Annotated in this window: 13 protein-coding genes and 2 pseudogenes; 6 read left to right on the top strand and 9 right to left on the bottom strand. The window is 61.8% G+C overall.

Annotation, left to right across the window (positions count from 1 at the left end):
• Positions 1–222 precede the first annotated feature (222 nt).
• Positions 223–594, top strand: a complete 372-nt coding sequence (locus R2N16_RS18315) for a type III secretion system chaperone family protein (protein ID WP_102066128.1) — start codon at positions 223–225, stop codon at positions 592–594.
• Positions 595–747: 153 nt separating this feature from the next.
• Positions 748–4,752 carry a type III effector protein gene (locus R2N16_RS18310; RefSeq protein WP_316667246.1) on the top strand — a complete coding sequence of 1,335 codons (4,005 nt, stop codon included), beginning with the start codon at positions 748–750 and terminating at the stop codon, positions 4,750–4,752.
• Positions 4,753–4,887: 135 nt separating this feature from the next.
• Here the strand turns inward: R2N16_RS18310 and R2N16_RS18305 are convergent, their stop codons facing one another.
• Complete coding sequence (locus tag R2N16_RS18305) at positions 4,888–6,738, bottom strand: leucine-rich repeat domain-containing protein (RefSeq protein ID WP_316667244.1); 1,851 nt, start codon at positions 6,736–6,738, stop codon at positions 4,888–4,890.
• A 258-nt stretch (positions 6,739–6,996) separates the two neighbouring features.
• Here R2N16_RS18305 and R2N16_RS25530 point away from each other — a divergent pair, with 258 nt between their 5' ends.
• From R2N16_RS25530 to R2N16_RS18290, 3 genes and pseudogenes are all read left to right on the top strand, one after another.
• Entirely contained in the window at positions 6,997–7,797 is an 801-nt protein-coding gene (locus tag R2N16_RS25530; RefSeq protein WP_428984145.1) for a lytic transglycosylase domain-containing protein, read from the top strand.
• Between the two features lie 7 nt (positions 7,798–7,804).
• Positions 7,805–8,041 (top strand): annotated as a pseudogene (locus tag R2N16_RS18295) (hypothetical protein); the annotation flags it as partial.
• Positions 7,968–8,231, top strand: a complete 264-nt coding sequence (locus R2N16_RS18290; RefSeq protein WP_316667481.1) for a hypothetical protein — start codon at positions 7,968–7,970, stop codon at positions 8,229–8,231. The pseudogene R2N16_RS18295 and the gene R2N16_RS18290, both read left to right, overlap by 74 nt.
• Here R2N16_RS18290 and R2N16_RS18285 read toward each other — a convergent pair.
• The 6 genes from R2N16_RS18285 to R2N16_RS18260 form a co-directional block, all read right to left on the bottom strand.
• Entirely contained in the window at positions 8,228–9,487 is a 1,260-nt protein-coding gene (locus R2N16_RS18285) for a cation:dicarboxylate symporter family transporter (protein WP_316667242.1), read from the bottom strand. The two genes, R2N16_RS18290 and R2N16_RS18285, sit on opposite strands and share 4 nt — an antisense overlap.
• A 114-nt stretch (positions 9,488–9,601) precedes the next feature.
• Positions 9,602–10,027, bottom strand: coding sequence for a VOC family protein (locus R2N16_RS18280; protein WP_102065712.1), 426 nt, complete (start codon positions 10,025–10,027; stop codon positions 9,602–9,604).
• Between the two features lie 145 nt (positions 10,028–10,172).
• Positions 10,173–10,880 (bottom strand): ribonuclease activity regulator RraA, encoded by a 708-nt coding sequence (locus tag R2N16_RS18275; RefSeq protein ID WP_102065711.1) that lies wholly within the window; start codon positions 10,878–10,880, stop codon positions 10,173–10,175.
• 34 nt (positions 10,881–10,914) lie between these two features.
• Positions 10,915–11,700 carry an SDR family oxidoreductase gene (locus R2N16_RS18270; protein ID WP_316667239.1) on the bottom strand — a complete coding sequence of 262 codons (786 nt, stop codon included), beginning with the start codon at positions 11,698–11,700 and terminating at the stop codon, positions 10,915–10,917.
• Positions 11,701–11,710: 10 nt separating this feature from the next.
• A complete protein-coding gene (locus R2N16_RS18265; protein ID WP_316667237.1) occupies positions 11,711–12,838 on the bottom strand; it encodes a pyridoxal phosphate-dependent aminotransferase in 1,128 nt (375 codons plus the stop codon).
• Between the two features lie 375 nt (positions 12,839–13,213).
• Complete coding sequence (locus R2N16_RS18260) at positions 13,214–14,116, bottom strand: LysR family transcriptional regulator (protein ID WP_102065708.1); 903 nt, start codon at positions 14,114–14,116, stop codon at positions 13,214–13,216.
• A 448-nt stretch (positions 14,117–14,564) separates the two neighbouring features.
• Here R2N16_RS18260 and R2N16_RS18255 point away from each other — a divergent pair, with 448 nt between their 5' ends.
• Positions 14,565–15,464: a glutamate/aspartate ABC transporter substrate-binding protein gene (locus R2N16_RS18255; protein WP_102065707.1), complete on the top strand. Its 900-nt coding sequence runs from the start codon at positions 14,565–14,567 to the stop codon at positions 15,462–15,464.
• 615 nt (positions 15,465–16,079) lie between these two features.
• Here R2N16_RS18255 and R2N16_RS18250 read toward each other — a convergent pair.
• Positions 16,080–16,205, bottom strand: a pseudogene (locus tag R2N16_RS18250) (flavin reductase); the annotation flags it as partial.
• A gap of 249 nt (positions 16,206–16,454) precedes the next feature.
• Positions 16,455–18,167 (bottom strand): gamma-glutamyltransferase, encoded by a 1,713-nt coding sequence (gene ggt / locus R2N16_RS18245; RefSeq protein WP_316667234.1) that lies wholly within the window; start codon positions 18,165–18,167, stop codon positions 16,455–16,457.
• Between the last annotated feature and the right edge of the window lie 140 nt (positions 18,168–18,307).

The raw sequence follows: 18,307 nt of genomic DNA, 5'->3' as shown, positions 1-18,307 counted from the left end.
CATCAGCAAAACGAGCAAGCGGCCCCACTCAGACCGGTGGCGAGAATGCCCCCACAGGAACGTCAAATTTTACTCACGACTGATATTTCAGGTGGGCGTTTTTCGGGGGGGATGACGGTATTTCGGCAGCCCTGCAACAGCGCGAAGCCCTGGCTGGCATCGTTTTCCGGTGCAACCCAGTTGCTGCACTGTGTTGCAGTGACAGCCGCCACGCTCCCGCCCATGCCCCCCGACGACGACGCCTCTTTGCCCCTGCCAGACGACGACACCACGCCCGCGCACGCGCTGCGCATCGGCAACCGCCGCATCTGGCTGGCCTACGACAGCTACACCGAACCCGACACGTTGATCGTCTATATCGAGCTTGGCACGCGCGACACGCTGGACGTGGCCCTCACGCTCAACCTGCTGCTCAGCCTGTGCCTGGAGGTGGAAGGCGCCGCGCGCGGCATGGTCGTGCGCCACCCGCAGAGCGGGCAGATCATCTTCCGCTTCCGTTACGCGCTCGACGACGACCCCGAGGCCACCGGCCTGCTCGACGCCATCGCCGCGCTCACGGCCGAGCTGGACGACGGCCACGAGCCGCGGCACTGAGCCGCCGCCGGCCCGGCAATCGGCCCGCTTCGGCTGCCGACGCACCTTTTCGGTGTGCTTGTCATGCGCCGCCAGGGGGTGGCTAGGCTTGCAAGGTTCAGTTGTGCTGGGGAAGGTTGCACCGCCCAGCATGCCAACCTCGGAGCCTCCCCCATGATGAAAATATTCTCCAGAACCTCCGGCACAACACCGCCCGCCGAGACATCGACCAACACCCCCACCTCGCAGCCGTCGATGCCGAGCGTGCGCAAGACCTCGCAGTTGCCCGGGGGCCTGCGCGGCCTGGCCGACAAGGTGACGGCGCGCAAGCACAAGAAAGCCGCCGAATCGTTCAGCAATTCACAACTCATGACGAGGCTGTCGAACCCCGAAATCTCGGGCCGCGAAACCCGTGCCATCCATCGCGAGGCGAAGAAGCGCATCCGCAAGGGAGGACTGCAATGGCCGCCGCAACAGCCGACGGCGCAACCGCACGCCGCGCCAACCCAGACGCCCGAGCACACGAGTGGTGCAAACAGCACGCCGGATGGCCTCGTGCATCACCAGGAAACGCAAGCGCCCCCGCAAACGCTGCATACCGAGTCGGCCCACACGGAGCAGATCGAGCAGATCGCGCACACCGAGCACACGACTCACCCTGAGACGCAGGCCGAAACCAGCACGGCAATCGTCCAAACACCGACGACGCCCTCGCGCCAGACTTCTTCTGCCAGTTCCGCACATGCGGAAGGCCGGCACGGACCGCCGGATGGGCCCGTGTTCGACCCCGATACCGGCGCACTGAACAAGCCGCAGTTGCGCCAGATGGTCAGCGCGCTCAAAGATGCGCTACCCGCGGTGCCCGCCGAGCTGGCGCGCTCGCATGCCCGCAGCGTCGGACTGCACGCCGCGCTCCAGCAGCAGTTGACCAAGATCCATACCATCGCAGCCGACAACACCCGCAAGCCTCCGCATGAAGTCGGCTTGGCCGTGCGCGATGCGTTTGCAGCCGCGGCAAAGACCGCACGCCATCTCGCCAAGTCACTAGGCAGCCACGACCCCGCCGGTGCTTACAAGGGCATCGCCGCGCTGCTCACCGAACTCAAGCGCACCCACCTGAGCGGCAGCGCGCACGATGTCATGACGCACTACGCCGAGAAGGAAACCGCCAACCTCGAGGTCAAGGCGCCCGGCATCAGCACCGCCAAGCCGGGCTCGAACGTCAGCACGGGCACCTCGGGCAGCCTGACGGTGTCGGCATTCCCGACCAACAAGTATGCAAAGGCCCACGTGTCGGCAGAGGTTGGCGGCGGCAAGGGCCGGCTGTACTTTGCCGACGACGATGGCGACGTGGACTACTGGCCCTCCGTGCAGGCCTTCGCCCAGGCGAACCTGGGCGGCAAGCTGGGCAAATGGGCTGCGGGTGTGGCGGGCAAGCTGGCCCTGACCGGCGGCAACGTCTACCTGGAGCACGACGACTTGCGCCAGCTGGTGAAGCTCGTCGCCAACCACGATGCCAATAGCGCCCGGGTGAACTCGGCGGGGCCGCACGCGCGCCAGTTGATGCATCAGCTGGAGTCGCTGGCCAACGCGGTGTCCAAGACCATCGGCCGCAACTACACGGAATCCGCAGGCAAACCGTACTTTCTGAACGACACCAAGATCGCCAAGGGCTTCAACACCTTCAAGATGACGCTGTTAGCCGGCGCCATCGACGAGAAGGTGGGCGGCGACCACTTCAAGACGCTGATGAAGACGGCCTACCCGCCGATTGCCGATGTGCTCAACGAGCGTATCAACAACCACGAAGCGCTGCCGACGCAGCCGCGCCGCGACGTACCGGATTCCGTGGCCTATGGCGACCGCTTCCTGGCCTATCGGCAAGCCACCGCCAGCGTGGACGCCAACGCCGGCAACCAGACGCACGGCAGTTCCAACCTGGAAGCCAGCGGTAACTTTGACCTGAACCTGCGCGGCAATGTCGTGCAGTTCTTTACGGAAACCGCCGCCGCCCCGCATACGCTGCTCGACCCGGGCTATCACAAAGACTACCAGGCCACCTTCAAGCTGCACCAGCAGCTGGACGCGGCGTGTGCAGACCCGGCGCCCGCACAGCTCCACCTGTACGACCAAACGCGCAAGGCGCTGTCGCAACAGTTGCACCCGGGCCTGGCCCTGCCCTTTACACAAAAAGAGCATGTGCTTTATGGCGATGCGGTCAACATCCCCACGCAGTTCCACAGCGCCATCACTCACGCCAGCCCTGAGCAACTGAATCACGCGACAGAGCAAATGGAGCGTCTGCGGAGCACCTATCTGCAGCTTGCCGAGCATGCCGGCGCGGTGCTTGCAAAGAACGACCGCTTCATGCCGCCCGAGAAACGCGACACGCTCAACCAGCAACGCGAAGCCGCGTTCGCACAGATCAACCAGGCAGTCTGGCAAGGCCGGTACCCGCAGAAGGAGGCGCTGAGCGACCCTGCGGCCTTCATCGGCAAGAGCCACGCCGCCATCAGCCTCGCGCTGGGCTGCGCGGGCGCGCACGTCTCGGTCATCAAGCAGCAAATGGCGCTGCGTCAGACACCTGGCGAGCCGCATGACGAGAGCCACACCGACGCCATTAAGCTGGCGGACTCGACCTACCAGAGCACGCGCGATCTGCTGGACAAGACCTACCTGCCGCTGAAGAACTACGACGTGCAGAAGAACGGCCCACTGAAAGACAAATCGCTGTGGCAGCGCTGGGATGCCGCGCTCAGGGCAACGGTATCCGGCGGCGCGCAGAGCAGCCTGCTGAACACCATCGTCAATCGCTTTCATCGTTCGACGAGCAAGGTGCCGCTGGGCGATCTCACGGGCTCCATCTCGGTGGGCAACAGCGCGGGGCAGATCTCGCTGAGTGCCGAAGCGCGTTTGATGTATGCGGATCACCAGGTCAACCCGAGCCGTACCGGCAAGTTCTGGCAGTTCACGTTTACGGCCCAGGGCGGCGCGCCGGTGACCGGCGTGCTGCTCAACAAGGCCATCGAAGCTGCCATTGCAAAGTTCGCGCCCAACATGCGTCTGCAGGACGAGAAATTCGACCCCCATGAATTGATTCGCCAGACACAGGGTCTGCTGCTCAACATCACCGACGGCACCAGCTTCGTCGTCAAGATGCGCCAGGCGCCCGACGTGCAAAACGCGCCAATGGAGCTGCAATACGCCCGCGCGCTGCGCAACAAGAACAGCGGGATGAACTTGTCCATCACGGTGCCCACGCCACATGGCACGTACACGCCTGCCGTATCGCACACCGACAGCACGCAGAGCTACGCCGGCGAAGTGATGGGCTCGGACACGAGCTACCTCATCATGCAGCACCCGTTCCTTGCCAAGATCGTCGATGCCGAAGCCAACCGCGAAGACGCGGCGCTGCGGCAAGCCTTCGATGCCGACACCGTGCAGCGCGACCGCTATCTGGCCAATCCAAACCTGATGGTGGACGTAGTGGAAAAGTACGCCGCTGCACGCCAGGAGATTGCTGCCGCTGCTGCCGAAAACCGCGCACCCGTCATCAAGAACGAATTCGTGCGCTACCACGCCGCCACGCCTTTCGCACGCGCGGCGCAGGTGTCAACGCAGGTGGCCGCGCATGCGCCAGGCTCGACCGCCAAGGGCGAGGACGCATTCAAGATCGCCGAGCCCCTGGCCAACGCGGTGGACATCAGCCACTTGAACGACCTGCCGGGCATGCGCGCGCGCCTGCAAGCCATGGCGACGATCGAGGAACGTGCGGACTATCTCTGCAACTCGAACGAAGGCCGCCCGCTGCTTGAAGCGTTCTCGAAGATCATCGGCAACACGCGTGCCATCAATTCGGCCGCGCTGTTCCACACCGATGAACGCAACACCGGCATCCAGACGCTGCTGCGCGACCCGAAGGGCCTGCAACGCGAGAACAACCGCACCCAGGCCGCGTTGCACGGCAAACCCCAACCGACCAGCACCGTGGGCCAATTGCGCGCCCGCATGCAGCCGACCAAGACGTCGATCAAGCAGGCCAACCTGACGGAGTTGCAGCAACTCGGCAACCTGAACAACCTGCCGATCGGCCAGAAGGCGCAGCGTGAAATCGAGCGTCGCAAGGCTCTGCTGGGGGATGCCTTCCCGGCCGACAACGGCCACGCCGAGTCCTAAGCCACTACGGCTCTGCCGCCAGCCCACGCGCTTCGTGGGCTGGCGTTTTTTTTTGGTGGGCAACGCAGCAGGCGCCGCCGGAAGCAACAAGGCCGGCATCAGCCGGCCCTGGGTGCATCGTAAAGTGACGCTGCTCTAGCCAGCGCGCAGCCAAGCGCGCGCCACGGCAATGTGCGCGTGCGCGCCATCCTCGCTGACACCAGAATAGCGCTCGACATAGCGGTGCAGTGGCGCCCATCGTGCAAGCTGCTGGACGGCCTCATCAATGGAACCACCCACGCTGCCACGCTCCAGCAGCGTGGCAAAGGCCTCCGCACGCAGCAGGTTGCTGGCGGCGTCTTCCGGCAACGCAGGGTCGCGCAGGCGCTCGTTGAACACCAACGTCATCAGCTCGTTAAGCGGCAGGCCGCCATCGTCCAGATCCCCCAGCGCGTAACGCTCATGCGCGCGCTGGAAGACTCGGCTGCGCAGCACGGCCGAGTCGCACAGGCCATCGACCAGCAGCGCCAGCCGCCGGCAATCACGACGCGCCCGTACCGCGTCAGACGCGATGGCAGTGATGTAGCGCTCCAGCCAGATGTGCAGGGCATCGCTGCCGTATTCGCCGTCATAGGGCTGCAGGCGGGCACGCCAGCTCTGGCGCAGCGCGTTCCAATCCGCGCCGCTGCCGGCACCGCGTTCGCGGGCGTGCGGCGTAGCGGGCCGCAGTTCAGCCAGACGGCGCAGCAGATGCGCGGGCACATCGATACGGCAGCCGGCCGGCAGGGCGCGCACCGTATCGGGCAAATCAGAGAGCGCGTAACAGCCACGCAGGTCGAGATACTCGAGCTTGGTCAATTGGCCCACAGACGCCGGCAAGACGCGCAACGACAAGCAATCGCGCAACCGCAGCGTACCCAGTGAAGCGCAGCGGCCGATGCTCTCGGGCAGCGCGGCGAGTGTCGACATGCCCGTGGCATCCAGATAGCGCAGATTGTGCAGACTGCCCAGGGTGTCGGGCAGGCTCGTCATCGCATGCACGTCGCGCAGGTCCAATCGTTCCAGCAGGGTCAGGTTGCCCAGCGTGTCGGGCAGTGCGGCCAGCAATGGATTGCCACGCAGGTTCAGTTGGCGCAGTTGGTGCAACTGGCCCAGGGTGATGGGCAATTGCGTCAGCATCCGGTTCGACGCCAGGCTGAGCGTCTGCAAGCGCGACAGCAGGCCCAGCTCCGCCGGCACGATGCGCAGGTCCGTCCCCTGCAACACCAGGCGTTCAAGCCGAGGCAATTGCGACAGCGATGCCGGCAACGCCCGCAGCGGCGAATCCAGCACCACCACCTCGCGCAGTTGCAGCAGTTTGCCGATGCGCCCAGGCAGCGCAGTCAGGCGTGGGTTTCGCGAGAAATGCAGCACGCTCAGGTTGAGCGGCAGCCCGCCGGAGGCCGGCCACTCAAACACATCGCAATCGTGAATGACCAACTGCTCAAGTTGATCTGCCAGGCACAGCGCGGCTGGCAGGCGCATTACGGGAATGCTGTCGAGCACGAGATGCCGGCTGCGCTGCTGCATGGCCAGCAGCATGCGCGTGGCCGACAGCGCCAGGCCCTGCGCGGTGGGCCGCTGGTGGTCGGCCAGCAAGGGGCCGCTGTAGCGGTGCAGGCGGCGCGTCATGTCTTGCTGCCAACCGGCCACCGCATCGCATACGGCCAGCCAGCGGTTGCCCTGCGTTGCGGGCTCGACGGTTCGCAAGCCGTGGCCATATGGCACGGCCTGTTGAATGCGCTGCGCATCGCGCGCAGCCCCGGCACGCAGTTGATGCTGCGCGCGTGAAGGCGCGATGGCCGGTTGGCGATCGTGGTGCTGCTGCGTGTGGGCCCGGGCCGCAACCGGCGGCGGCTGTTTGCCATGCACGGCACGCTGCAATGCCCGCCGCAACGCGCGCGACAACCGGCCCGCAAACGCGCCCGGCTCAGGATGCAACGAGGCACTCTCGAAATGTGATTGCATGATGTCGCCTGAAGAAAGTGAATTGTCAATCGGCAGAAGGCATTCAAAGCCCTTTTCCGCCTGTTCCACCATCGTATGGGCGACCACACACCGCGCCGTTGGCGCGCACGAACCCGTCGCGCTCGCACCGAACCCACGGTGAAGCCCGCAAAGCAATGCCGCTTCGCTCCAGCGCAGCCGACTTCGCGGCAAGCTTGACCAGTGCGCTGGGGGCGTTTCTATGATCGGCGCATGTTCGTCGCAAGAGAGTCGTCATGCATGCCCCATCGCCCCGTACCCTGGCTGCGCGCGAGCGTCGCGCCACCGCCCACGTTGCGCGACCGGCCGTACGCCGAGACACACATCACACCTGGCAGCAGCAACGTCTGCAACAGCGCCACCCGATTGCGCTCCGGTGCGCGGGTGCACTTCGGCATGCGCACGCGTAATGCATGGGTGCGCAGCCTGCTCGCGCTGCTCGCTTGGCTTCCAACGCATGCCCTGGCCGATTGCATTGACGATGCCGCGGCCTATCACGGCGTGAACGCGCAAGTGCTGCGCGCCATCGGCTATCAGGAATCGCACCTGAACCCCCAGGCGCACAACCGCAACCGCAACGGCAGCGAAGACCTGGGCATGTTCCAGATCAACACGATCCACCTGCCGGAGTTGTCCCGCTACGGCATCGGCCGCCAGGCTTTGTATGACCCGTGCGTGAGCGCCTACGTGGCCGCGTGGCACCTGGCGCGCAAGGTACAACTGCACGGCAACAGTTGGCACGCCATCGGCGCGTACCACTCGGAATCCGCGGGAGAGAACGGCATTTACGCCCGCGCGGTGGAAGGCATCCTCAACCGCAGGCTCGCCGGACGCACGCCGATTGCCGCGGTACACGCGCCTGCGCCGGAACCTGCCGGACAAGCGCCGCGGGATACGGCCCAGCCCATGCGCCAGATCACGCTACGGCACACGCCAAGCCGCGCACCGGACAATCAACCGCCGCCCGACGACCATTGGCTCGACGCCATGCTGGCCAATCTCAACCAGAGCGCCAGCCTGCGCGAGCGGTTCAGCCGATAACGGCTGGGGACACACCGTGCAGCAGATGCACGAAGTGACTCAGCAGAACGCTGCGCTGGTCGAAGAGGCCGCACAGCCGCTCGAAGATCGCGCAGCGCAACTGAAGGGCGCCGTATCGGTGTTCAGGCTGGCACGGCATTGGTCGAGCCTCGGCTGGCAGCCGCAGCACCATGCGCGGACGAGGCACGGTGATTGGCCACTTAAGGGTCAGTCGTCTGATCGACGAACTAGGTCCGATCTATAAGCAGTCCAGCAAGCATGGCAACAAACAGGCCACGGTGGAGTGGATCGACATCCCGAAGCAGCTCAACCGTCAGTTTGCGGTCGATGCGTCGAATCAGGTCTGGTGTGGTGACATCGCCCACGTCTGGGTGCCAGTGTCGAATGCGCTTTGTATGACCACGTCGATCAGGTCGATTTCGCGAGGCAGCTAGGCTCGAGTCTGCCTGGTTCGCGCTTGATACGGTCCGCCACCCGTCTCTTCCCACCGCGCGATCACCATAGGGGCAATTGCGTTGCCCAGCACATTTAGCGTCGTGGTGCCGCTGTCGATAATCCGGAAGATCCCGGCAATCAGCGCGACGCCATCAAGCGGAAGTCCCGCCGAAGCCAACGTTGCAGAGAGGATGATGATCGCAAAGCCCGGAACACCCGCAGCGCCTTTGGAGGTCAAAACCATTGTGACCACCAGTAATGCCTGTTGGGTCAACGTCAGGTCGATGCCGTACAACTGGGCGATAAAGATTGTCGCAACCCCGAGGAAGATCGAGGCGCCGTCGAGGTTGAAGGCATAGCCAACCGGCACAACGAAGCTGACGATCCGGCGGGGCACGCCATAGTTCTCCAGTTTGCTCATGAGCTGCGGCATGACGGCCGCCGACGCAGCGCTCGAGAACGCGAGGATCAATTCGTGCCTGAAGTACTTGACTACCTTGACGAAGTTCTCATTGATTAGCCAGCAGACGCCGCCCAGCACCAGCACTGCAAAAGCGAAGAGCGAAAAGTAGACGACGCCAATCAGCTTCAAGAGCGGGAGCAGCGACGCAAAACCGAACGTCGACACCGTGGCACCGATCATGCCGAAGACGCCGACCGGTGCGTAGGCCATGATTATGCCGACCACCTTGAACATCGCGTCTGATACGCCTTGCAGAAACATCACCACTGGCTTGCTCTTCTCACCCGGCACCGCATTGAGTGCCAATCCGAACAAGACCGCGAAGAAGAGGACGGAAAGCAGCTTCCCCTCCGACAACGCGACGAAGATGTTCTCGGGCACGATGTTCTGCAGGATCACCAGCACGCCCTTGGACGGCTCCATCTTTAGCGTAGCAGCGGCATGTGTCATCCCCGATAGGTCGGTACCTAGTCCAGGCTGGAACACATTGGCGAGCACCAGCCCCCAGACGATCGCCAAGCTGGTGATCGAGAAGAAGTAGATCAGCGACTTCGCTCCCATCCGCCCGAACGACTTGCTATCACCACCGCCCGCGATACCAAGCACCATACAACAGAGCACGATGGGTACCACCACCAGCTTCATCATCCGGATGAAGATATCGCCCAGGGGCTTGAGGACTTCCGCACTCACCCATGCTTGATGTAGTGGATGGGTATTGAAATACCATCCAACGAAGATGCCCAGCACAAGTCCGACAACGATTTGCCAGACCAAAGAAATCCGTTTCATGTGTCTCCTCAGTCTATTTTTCTCTCAGCTCGAATGGCTACGCAAAGCGTGTCGAGCCGAGGTGCTTCATGAAGTTGAGAAGCGGCACGGGACCGCCGTACCACCTCTGCAGCGCTACTTAGCGAAGAGTTGGCCCATGTCCTTGAACGCCTTGAACTCCAGGGCATTGCCACACGGGTCTAGCAAGAACATGGTGGCCTGCTCACCCACTTCCCCCTTGAAGCGGATGTAGGGCTCGATGACAAATTTGGTTCCGAACGACTTTAGGCGCTCGGCAAGCGCCTCCCACTGTCCCCACTTGAGGACGATGCCGAAGTGCGGAACCGGAACGTCGTGACCGTCCACCGGGTTGGTGTGCACTTGTTCTTGAGATGCGGTCTTGGGGTGCTCATGAATCACCAATTGATGACCATAAAAGTCAAAATCGACCCACTGCTTGCTCGAACGGCCCTCTTCCAAGCCAAACACTTCGCCGTAGAAGCGTCGTGCGGAGGGAAGGTCATACACTGGAATGGCAAGATGAAAAGGTGAGAGACTCATGATGGGATGAGGATTAGTAAAGTTATGTTTTCTCTGGGGAGGGGCACGCCGACTTGAGCGGCAACCGCCTCTCCAGGTGGTGCGCCCGCCATACATGCCGTTGTCAGGCTCGAATAGCGAGATGCTTCAGAAAGGTTGAGCTGGCTCAGCCTTGGCGTTTGGTTGCTTCGTAGCGCGCCTTGTTCTCTTCGTTGGGCGGATAGAGACCAGGCAGCACTGCGCCCGAATTGACCTCTTGCATGATCCAGCCCTCAAAGCGCTCTTGCTCGACAGCGGCGTCCACGATGTCGTTCACCAACGCAGCCGGAATGACAACCGCGCCATCCTGATCGGCCACGATCACATCGCCGGGGAACACCGCCACACCACCGCACGCGACTGGTTGCTCCCAGTCGACGAAGGTCAAGCCGGCCACGGAGGGAGGCGCAGCGGTGCCACTGGCCCAGACTGGTAGCCCCGTCGAGAGCACACCAGTCAGATCACGCACGACACCATCGGTCACCATCGCGGCCACGCCGCGCTTGGCCATGCGTGCACACAGGATGTCGCCCCACACACCTGCGTCTTTGACACCCATTGCGTCCACCACGGCGATGCAGCCTTCAGGCATCTGCTCGATGGCGCCACGGCTGGACTTCGGGGACGCCCACGATTCCGGCGTTGCCAGATCTTCGCGAGCAGGAACAAAGCGAACGGTAAACGCGCGGCCCACGACACGCGTAGCGCCAGGTTGAAGCGGGAACGCGCCACGAATCCAGATGTTGCGAAGGCCCTTCTTCAGCAGGATGGTAGTCAGGGTGGCGGTCGTGACGCCTGACAGCGCCTTGAAAATCGATGCGTCGGAATTGGACATGATTGAACCTTTCCTTGTTTGAAAAGACAGCAAATCAAATGCTCTGGATGAGCCCACCATCGACACGGACCGTAGAGCCGGTCACGTACGAGGCACGGTCGCTGGCGAGGAAGGTAACCACGTCGGCGTACTCGTCCGGCCGCCCGTACCTCCCCAGCGGAATCGTTGCCGCACTTTCTGCTTGCACAGCGGCAGCCTCGCGCCCTTCCCGTTGCGCACGAGCACTGTCCAGAAACTGCGTACGCGCGGTGGCGATTCGGCCTGGGACGATGATGTTCGAGGTGATACCGTGCGCTGCGACATCGCGGGCCAGCGTTTTCGACCAACCGACGAGCGCAATACGCGTTGCATTCGACAACCCAAGGTTCGCGATGGGTGCGACCACGCCCGACGAGGTGCTGGTGATGATGCGGCCCCAGCCTCGTTTGCGCATTCCAGGAAGCAGCAGGTCTGTAATCCCGATGATGGAAATAACCATCGAGTCAAAGGCTTGCCGCCAGATATCAATGTCGTGACCAAAGGCGGGCCCCGGCGGCGGTCCGCCGGTATTGTTGATGAGGATATCGATACCACCCATCGCGGATTCAGCGGCCAGCACGCCCTGCTTCCACTGCTCCGGCACACCCAAGTCCCAGACAAATGCGCGGCTACGCCCACCTGTCTCTGCAACTCGTTGCGTCGTGCCCTCCAGCGCTTTTTCGTCACGGTCTGCTAGGCAGACTTCGACGCCCTCGCGCGCTAGGGCTACCGCAATCGCGCTGCCCAGTCCGCCGCCGGCGCTCATCACGAGCGCCCGCCTGCCGGCAATGCCCAAATCCATGTCGACTCCCTCAGTTCAGTTGATGACAAGCTTTGTGAATCCGCTTGCAGGCCTCGGCGAGGCGCTCCGTCGACGTAGCGAACGAGATGCGGAAATATCCCGGATACCCAAACGCGCTGCCCGGCACGACGGCAACGCGCGCCTGTTCCAAGAGGAATTGCCCCACAGCGAGGTCGTCATGCAGGGTCGCGCCGTCCGGCGTCTTGCGGCCGATCAGGCCTTCGCAGGACGGGAACAGGTAGAACGCCCCCTCGGGGCGTCGGCATTGCAGGCCTTCCGTCGCATTGAACGCATCGAGACATAAATCCCGGCGTTGGCGGAACGTGTCGTTACGCGTTTCAAGGAAATCCATCGGGCCATCCAGTGCTGCCAATGCGGCCGCCTGGGCAATCGAGCAAGGATTGCTCGTGCTCTGGGATTGAATCGTGCTCATCGCACTGATCAGGTGGCGTGGACCACCGGCAAAGCCAATCCGCCATCCAGTCATGGCATAGGCCTTGGAAACGCCGTTGACGGTCAGTGTGCGATCGCGCAACGCGGGTTCGACGGCAGCAATGGTTGAAAACTCCCAGCCGTCGTAGCGCAAGTGCTCGTACATGTCGTCGGTCAGGACGTGTACCTGCGGAAACTCGAGCAAGACTGCAGCCAGATCCTTCAGCTCCTGCCAGGAATACCCAGAGCCGGTCGGGTTGCTCGGCGAATTGATCACAACCCACTTCGTACGCTGGGTGATCGCTTGGCGCAGTTGCACGGGCGTGATCTTGAACCCCTGCGACTCCGGGCACCGCACCTCGACCGGCGTACCGCCAGCCAGACGCACCATGTCCGGATACGACACCCAGTAAGGGGCTGGGATGATCACCTCGTCACCCGGATTGATGGTCGCGAGCAGCGCGTTGAAGATGACCTGCTTCCCCCCCGTGCCGACGCTGATCTCCGTGGGCTCGTACGACAATGCGTTGTCACGCTGGAACTTGCGCACGATGGCCGCTTTAAGCTCGGGCGTACCGTCGACGTCGGTGTATTTCGTGAGGCCGTTGTCGATCGCCGCCTTTGCGGCGGCATTGATGTGGTCCGGCGTAGGAAAGTCGGGCTCGCCTTGCGATAGGCCGACTACGTCGATGCCGCGTCGCCGCATGTCCGCAGCAGTCTTTGTAATCACCAAGGTAGGGGACGGCTTCACGGACTGCAGAAGTCCCGCTAGCAATTGCATATCTCAGTCCTCTTGTAGAAAGACAGGTGTGAACCACGCTGCGCGATGCGCGGACTCCGAAGGAGCGCGACGGTTCGATGGAGCGAATCCTAGACTGTCTTAAACAAAAGAAAAATCAATATGTTTTTTATGCAAGACCAAATATTTTTTGGTCTCTCAATGCTGAGCGGGCGTCCGGGCGATGGGCGTCAATCAACGCGCTTGGCACCTCGCGTATACCCTGATCACCACACGCGCGGATCGCAGGCGAGACTCCCCTGCGCGGGACAAACAAGACGCGCACTTGCGGGTCAGGCGTGGCTATCGATTGCCTGATGCCGTGGAAAGCGCAGGCTCCTGCCCGTAGGCGGCGCGGATGAGGTCCGCGAGCAAGCGTGCACCCTGGCTCAGGTTCTGGCTCGTCCGGTGGACAAGTCCGATGTCCCGATAGAAGGTGCGATCGCCCAAGTCAACGGCACGCACGGCGGCTGGCCAGCGCTGATGCACGACCGTCTGCGGCACAAGCGCGACGCCCGCCCCTCGAGCAACGAGATGGACGATGGCGTCCAGCTCGTCGACCTCACAGGCCTCCTGAACCTCGATGTGCGCGGCACGCAAGAAGCGGTCGACCTGCCTGCCGCCGAACGACGCGCGGTCGTAGCGAACAAATGGCTGCGTGGATAGCAACTCGGTCCAATCGTCACCGTGAACTTGGCGCGGCACCAGAAGCCGAAAAGGCTCGCGCGCCAATGTCGTCCATGTGAGATCGCTCTGCAGCGCAAAGGGGGGCTTGATGATGACGGCCAGTTCGATCTCGCCCGCATCCACCAGATCCAGAAGCCCCATCGACAACCCAGGGACCACGCGAGTCCGACAGCCTGGAATCTGCTTACGCAGCTTGGCGAGTGCATCCGCCAGTTTCGACCGCTGCACGGAAGCGATCGCGCCGACACTGATCTTGCTGGTTGCGCTCTGGCCGGATTCGCGCGAGCCGAGCTTGTCGTACAGCCGCAGGATCTCTTCCGCCCGGGTCAGGGTTTCGTGCCCCATGGGATTGAGCCGCGCCGACCTACCGGTGCGATCGAACAGCATGAAGCCCAACTCGCTCTCCAGCCGCTGCATCTGGGCGCTGACCGCAGCCTGCGTCAAGCCGATGCGTTGTCCGGCCCCTGCAAATGTCCCGTCACGGGCGACCGCGACGAAGGTTCTCAACTCACGAATCATGTGTGACCTCCGTGGTGCTTCACGTCCAATCTGTTGATGACCGTTTATGGCCGGCGTCGCTATCGTTCACGTCCCATGCCCTGAGCCTCGGCTCATCGGGTCGCAATGATAGGGGGACTCGTCGCAGATTGCAGTGCGTCGAGTCACATAGCGCTCAATCCACGCTCTCTAGCCGATGCTTTGCCGCGCCCCAGAGACGTGCGCCATGCACTCCGGCAAAGTTGTTCAAGCAGCCAAGTGGCCGCAGATCCCGTCATCACGCGAACGGCTTTCGCACGAATTCCGTGCAACCCACAACAATCAATTTTGTTTTTTCTCAGGACAAATATATATCGTTTTTTTTGTAGATTTGGCCGTGCCTATACTTCGGCCACCTAGGCACCCTCCCCTCACGTCGGACCTAGTTATAGAAAAGAAAAGAAGAAGCTGGCCAACCAAAGGAGCGACTATGAAACGCATCAAGATCGCCGCTATTGCATTGGCGGCATGCAGCAGCGTATGGACATCGGCACATGCCGCTGAACTCACAGGAACCCTTCAGAAGGTGAAGGAAACCGGCATCATTTCGCTTGGCGTGCGCGACTCGTCTGTGCCATTCAACTACAACTTGGGTGGCAAACGGCAGGTCGGGTATTCCTACGACATCAACATGCGCATCGTTGATGCGATCAAGACGCAGCTCAACCTGCCGGGCCTGCAGGTCCGGGAAATTCCAATCACGTCGCAGAACCGGATCAGCCTGCTGCAAAATGGAACCATCGACATCGAATGCGGTTCGACCACCAATAACGTGGAGCGACAGAAACAGGTCGCCTTCACAAATACGATCTTCATCATCGGCACGCGCCTGCTGACGAAGAAAGAATACGGTGTCAACGACTGGGCTGACCTCAAAGGCAAGAACGTGGTCGTAACCGCAGGCACGACCTCGGAGCGGCTGCTGCGCAAGATGAACGATGACCAAAAGATGGGCATGAACATCATCAGCGCAAAAGATCACGGGCAATCCTTTCTCAACGTCGAAAGCGGGCGGGCCGTGGCGTTCATGAACGACGATGCGCTGCTCTATGGCGAACGTGCCAAGTCGAAAAACCCCGCGGAATGGATCGTCGTCGGAAAACCGCAGACCCGAGAGGCCTACGGCTGCATGATCCGCAAGGATGATGCCCCGATGAAAAAGCTGTCTGATGGCGTCATCGCCGGACTGATGAAAGACGGCACCGTCAATACGATGTACACGAAGTGGTTCACGCAACCCGTACCGCCAAATGGCTACAGCCTTGACTTCCCGCTCTCAGAAGACATGAAGGCGCTCTTCAAGAACCCGAACGATCGAGCGCTCGACTAAGCCCTCTTGCGCCAAGCGAGTCAAGCTTAACGGTCGCCTTCAACTTGGCGACCGCGTTAGTTGAAGGAGCAAGCCCATGTCCTCAATGCGGCGGAAAGAATGCCTCCTCTACCGGGGCCCTCACTCTGACGGGATTTTTCTGCGGGGGTAGCTAACCGTCCACAGTGTCGACGGAACGCCTCCCCGCTTCCGTTGCAACTTGTAGCCCGCCTCCCGGCGGGTTTTTTTCGATACTGATGCTGACTTCCACTGCTTCACGCCGACATGCACTGCCAGAGAATGGGTAGGCTTATCGTGGAACGACGCTAGCCAACTCGCCCTCTTCCATCTTGCACATTCCCGATCTCTAGGAACTTGCGCTGCTCGGCAGTCTGGGCAAACTGGTGCGCGAAAGCGTGGTGGTACACCGCGCGCAGGCCCCCGATTACTGGTGACGAAGTGGAGCTGGATGTCCGGTGTGCACGACGCGAAGTGATCGTGGCCTAGTTGGCGCCGACGTACTCAACTGATCCGGCACGTGCCGGGGGCCTTCTGAATTATTCGATGTGCGCTGATCGGCGGTGGCTTCGTAACACGATCAGCGCGAGCCTCAACCTCACGAAGGACCCCATGCACCTATGGTGCGTTCCCCAGCTCCGCAATAGACAGCGGTTCACCGATAGCATAAAAATGCCCACCGGCAATGTAATGCAAGCTTCGCCATCGTGGGTCGGCACCTTCGAAATTCCAATGGCCGTTCTCTCACGACCGCGCCATCGCGCCGCCTGAGCTTGCCAAGCTATCAGGCGGTCGATCCTCAATGCCTCGCGGCCCGATTGCACGATGGCCTCTGCGTTTCATCAAATTTCCTCAGGACGTCCCGCGCTACCCGCATCACTGTCGATATATGCGCCACTCCATCTTGCTTCGCCCCGGCACAAAGAAAATCCCACGCCTCAGGAAAGAAGCGTGGGACGAGTGAAGTCCTTGGTGCTTTCTGAACTACCCCTCTCAGTTTGCTATGACAGATCGCCCCCGCCCGCGCGGGTCTGAGACGGGCACCGGATCGCGTCCCAGCACTTGGATGGCCTGCACGTCGGTATTGAAGAAAGATGTCGTGACTGAATAACCGCGTGTCGCCAGATCAGAAACCAGTGATGCTGGAAGCGGCGCGTAGGGCTCATCCTGAATCACCGTCCCTTGAGGCAACTGATGATGGAAACGGCGGTTCTTGACCGCGCTTTCCAGGTCCATGCCGAAGTCGTACACGTCGGTCAGTACCTGGTACAGGTTGGTGAAGATGTGTGAGCCGCCGGGCGTGCCGAGTACCATGGCGACCTTGCCATCCTTGAGCATGATGGTCGGGGACATCGATGACAGCGGCCGCTTTCCTGGCGCCACAGCGTTGGCATCGCCACCGATCACGCCCAGCGCGTTCGGCTGACCCGGCACGGTGGCAAAGTCGTCCATCTCGTCGTTCAGTGCGAACCCAGCACCCTTGACCACCACTGCACTGCCATAGGGATTGTTCAGCGTGTAGGTGTTCGAGACCGCATTGCCCCATTTGTCGACGATGGAGTAGTGCGTCGTATGGAATTGCGGATTGCCAGGCTGGACATTTGCGGTCGGCGTGATCGACGTCGGATTCACTTCAGCCGCACGCCGAGCGATGTAGGCAGAATCCAGCAGACCGGTCACGGGCACGCTGACAAACGCGGGGTCGCCCAGGTACTGTGCTCGATCGGCAAAGACTCGCTTCATCATCTCGGCATTCAGGTGGATGTACTGAGCACTGTTGACAGGCACACCTGTGAACAGACTGCTCTTCAGATCCGATTTCATACCGAGCAATTGCGCCAATGCGATACCACCTGAACTTGGTGGCGGCGCCGTCAACACCGTCATGCCCTGCCAGCTGAATGAGATCGGTTCACGCCAGACCACCTTGTAGGCGGCGAGGTCGTCTTTGGTGATAATGCCCTTGCCTCCATCCTGCGTCATTGACGCCACCAGCAGGTCGGCCGTTTTTCCCTTGTAGAACTCATCGGCGCCGCCGGCGGAGATGCGCTCGAGCGTGGCCGCCAACTCCGGTTGCTTGAACAGATCGCCCGCCTTCATGCCCCCGAAATAGGCATCCAGATTGCTTGGATACGGCACGCCTTGGAAGGTGGTATCAACCCATTTGACCCAATCAACGGACTGCTGGGAAGGGTAGTATCCGTCGCGTGCCAACGCAATTGCAGGCGACACGACTTGCTGCCACGACAAGCGCCCGAATTTCTTTTGCGCTTCCCAAAGGCCCATGACCGTACCCGGCACACCCACCGCCTGCGCACCTAGCACGCTGCTATTCGGGTCCTGCTTTCCACTAGCGTCCTTGAACTGTGTGTAGAAATCCTTCGTTGCAGCAGTCGGTGCTACTTCCCGGTAATCGAGGAAGTACGCTTTGCCGTCCATATAGATGTTCATGAAGCCGCCGCCACCGATATTGCCTGCCTCGGGATAGGTCACAGCCAACGTGAACGCGGTAGCAACTGCTGCATCAACGGCGTTGCCGCCGCTGCTCAAGATCTGTTGCGCCACTTGCGCACTGTAGTCGTCGCCGGTAGCGGCTGCGCCTGCCGTTAGTACGCTTTGATTGTCGTCTCCGCCGCCGCAACCGGCCAACAGAGATGAAATCGCAATGGTGAAGGGCAGAACCCAACGCCTTGCCAGTGTTGTCATTCTCATCGCTTGCTTCCTCCTTTCAGGGTCTATCCCTCGGCTCACTGGTGCCAACGTCCGCTCATTGCACGGCGGCATGCGCAAATGCATCGAGACGTTTGGCGTGATTAGGCCTCGGGCAGATCCTTAGAGGTCAGATG

It is taken from the genome of Ralstonia psammae, from assembly GCF_958405935.1.
GTDB classification, from domain to species: domain Bacteria; phylum Pseudomonadota; class Gammaproteobacteria; order Burkholderiales; family Burkholderiaceae; genus Ralstonia; species Ralstonia psammae.
The sequence above is the reverse complement of the archived record's forward strand: the minus strand, read 5'-3'. Positions and strand labels throughout refer to the sequence as shown.

Excerpts from the sequence above, each read along its gene's own strand:
- R2N16_RS18315 (WP_102066128.1), top strand. The coding sequence starts at position 223 with ATGCCCCCCGACGACGACGCCTCTTTGCCCCTGCCAGACGACGACACC.
- R2N16_RS18310 (WP_316667246.1), top strand. The coding sequence starts at position 748 with ATGATGAAAATATTCTCCAGAACCTCCGGCACAACACCGCCCGCCGAG.
- R2N16_RS18305 (WP_316667244.1), bottom strand. The coding sequence starts at position 6,738 with ATGCAATCACATTTCGAGAGTGCCTCGTTGCATCCTGAGCCGGGCGCG.
- R2N16_RS25530 (WP_428984145.1), top strand. The coding sequence starts at position 6,997 with ATGCCCCATCGCCCCGTACCCTGGCTGCGCGCGAGCGTCGCGCCACCG.
- R2N16_RS18290 (WP_316667481.1), top strand. The coding sequence starts at position 7,968 with ATGCGCGGACGAGGCACGGTGATTGGCCACTTAAGGGTCAGTCGTCTG.
- R2N16_RS18285 (WP_316667242.1), bottom strand. The coding sequence starts at position 9,487 with ATGAAACGGATTTCTTTGGTCTGGCAAATCGTTGTCGGACTTGTGCTG.
- R2N16_RS18280 (WP_102065712.1), bottom strand. The coding sequence starts at position 10,027 with ATGAGTCTCTCACCTTTTCATCTTGCCATTCCAGTGTATGACCTTCCC.
- R2N16_RS18275 (WP_102065711.1), bottom strand. The coding sequence starts at position 10,880 with ATGTCCAATTCCGACGCATCGATTTTCAAGGCGCTGTCAGGCGTCACG.
- R2N16_RS18270 (WP_316667239.1), bottom strand. The coding sequence starts at position 11,700 with ATGGATTTGGGCATTGCCGGCAGGCGGGCGCTCGTGATGAGCGCCGGC.
- R2N16_RS18265 (WP_316667237.1), bottom strand. The coding sequence starts at position 12,838 with ATGCGGCGACGCGGCATCGACGTAGTCGGCCTATCGCAAGGCGAGCCC.
- R2N16_RS18260 (WP_102065708.1), bottom strand. The coding sequence starts at position 14,116 with ATGATTCGTGAGTTGAGAACCTTCGTCGCGGTCGCCCGTGACGGGACA.
- R2N16_RS18255 (WP_102065707.1), top strand. The coding sequence starts at position 14,565 with ATGAAACGCATCAAGATCGCCGCTATTGCATTGGCGGCATGCAGCAGC.
- ggt (WP_316667234.1), bottom strand. The coding sequence starts at position 18,167 with ATGACAACACTGGCAAGGCGTTGGGTTCTGCCCTTCACCATTGCGATT.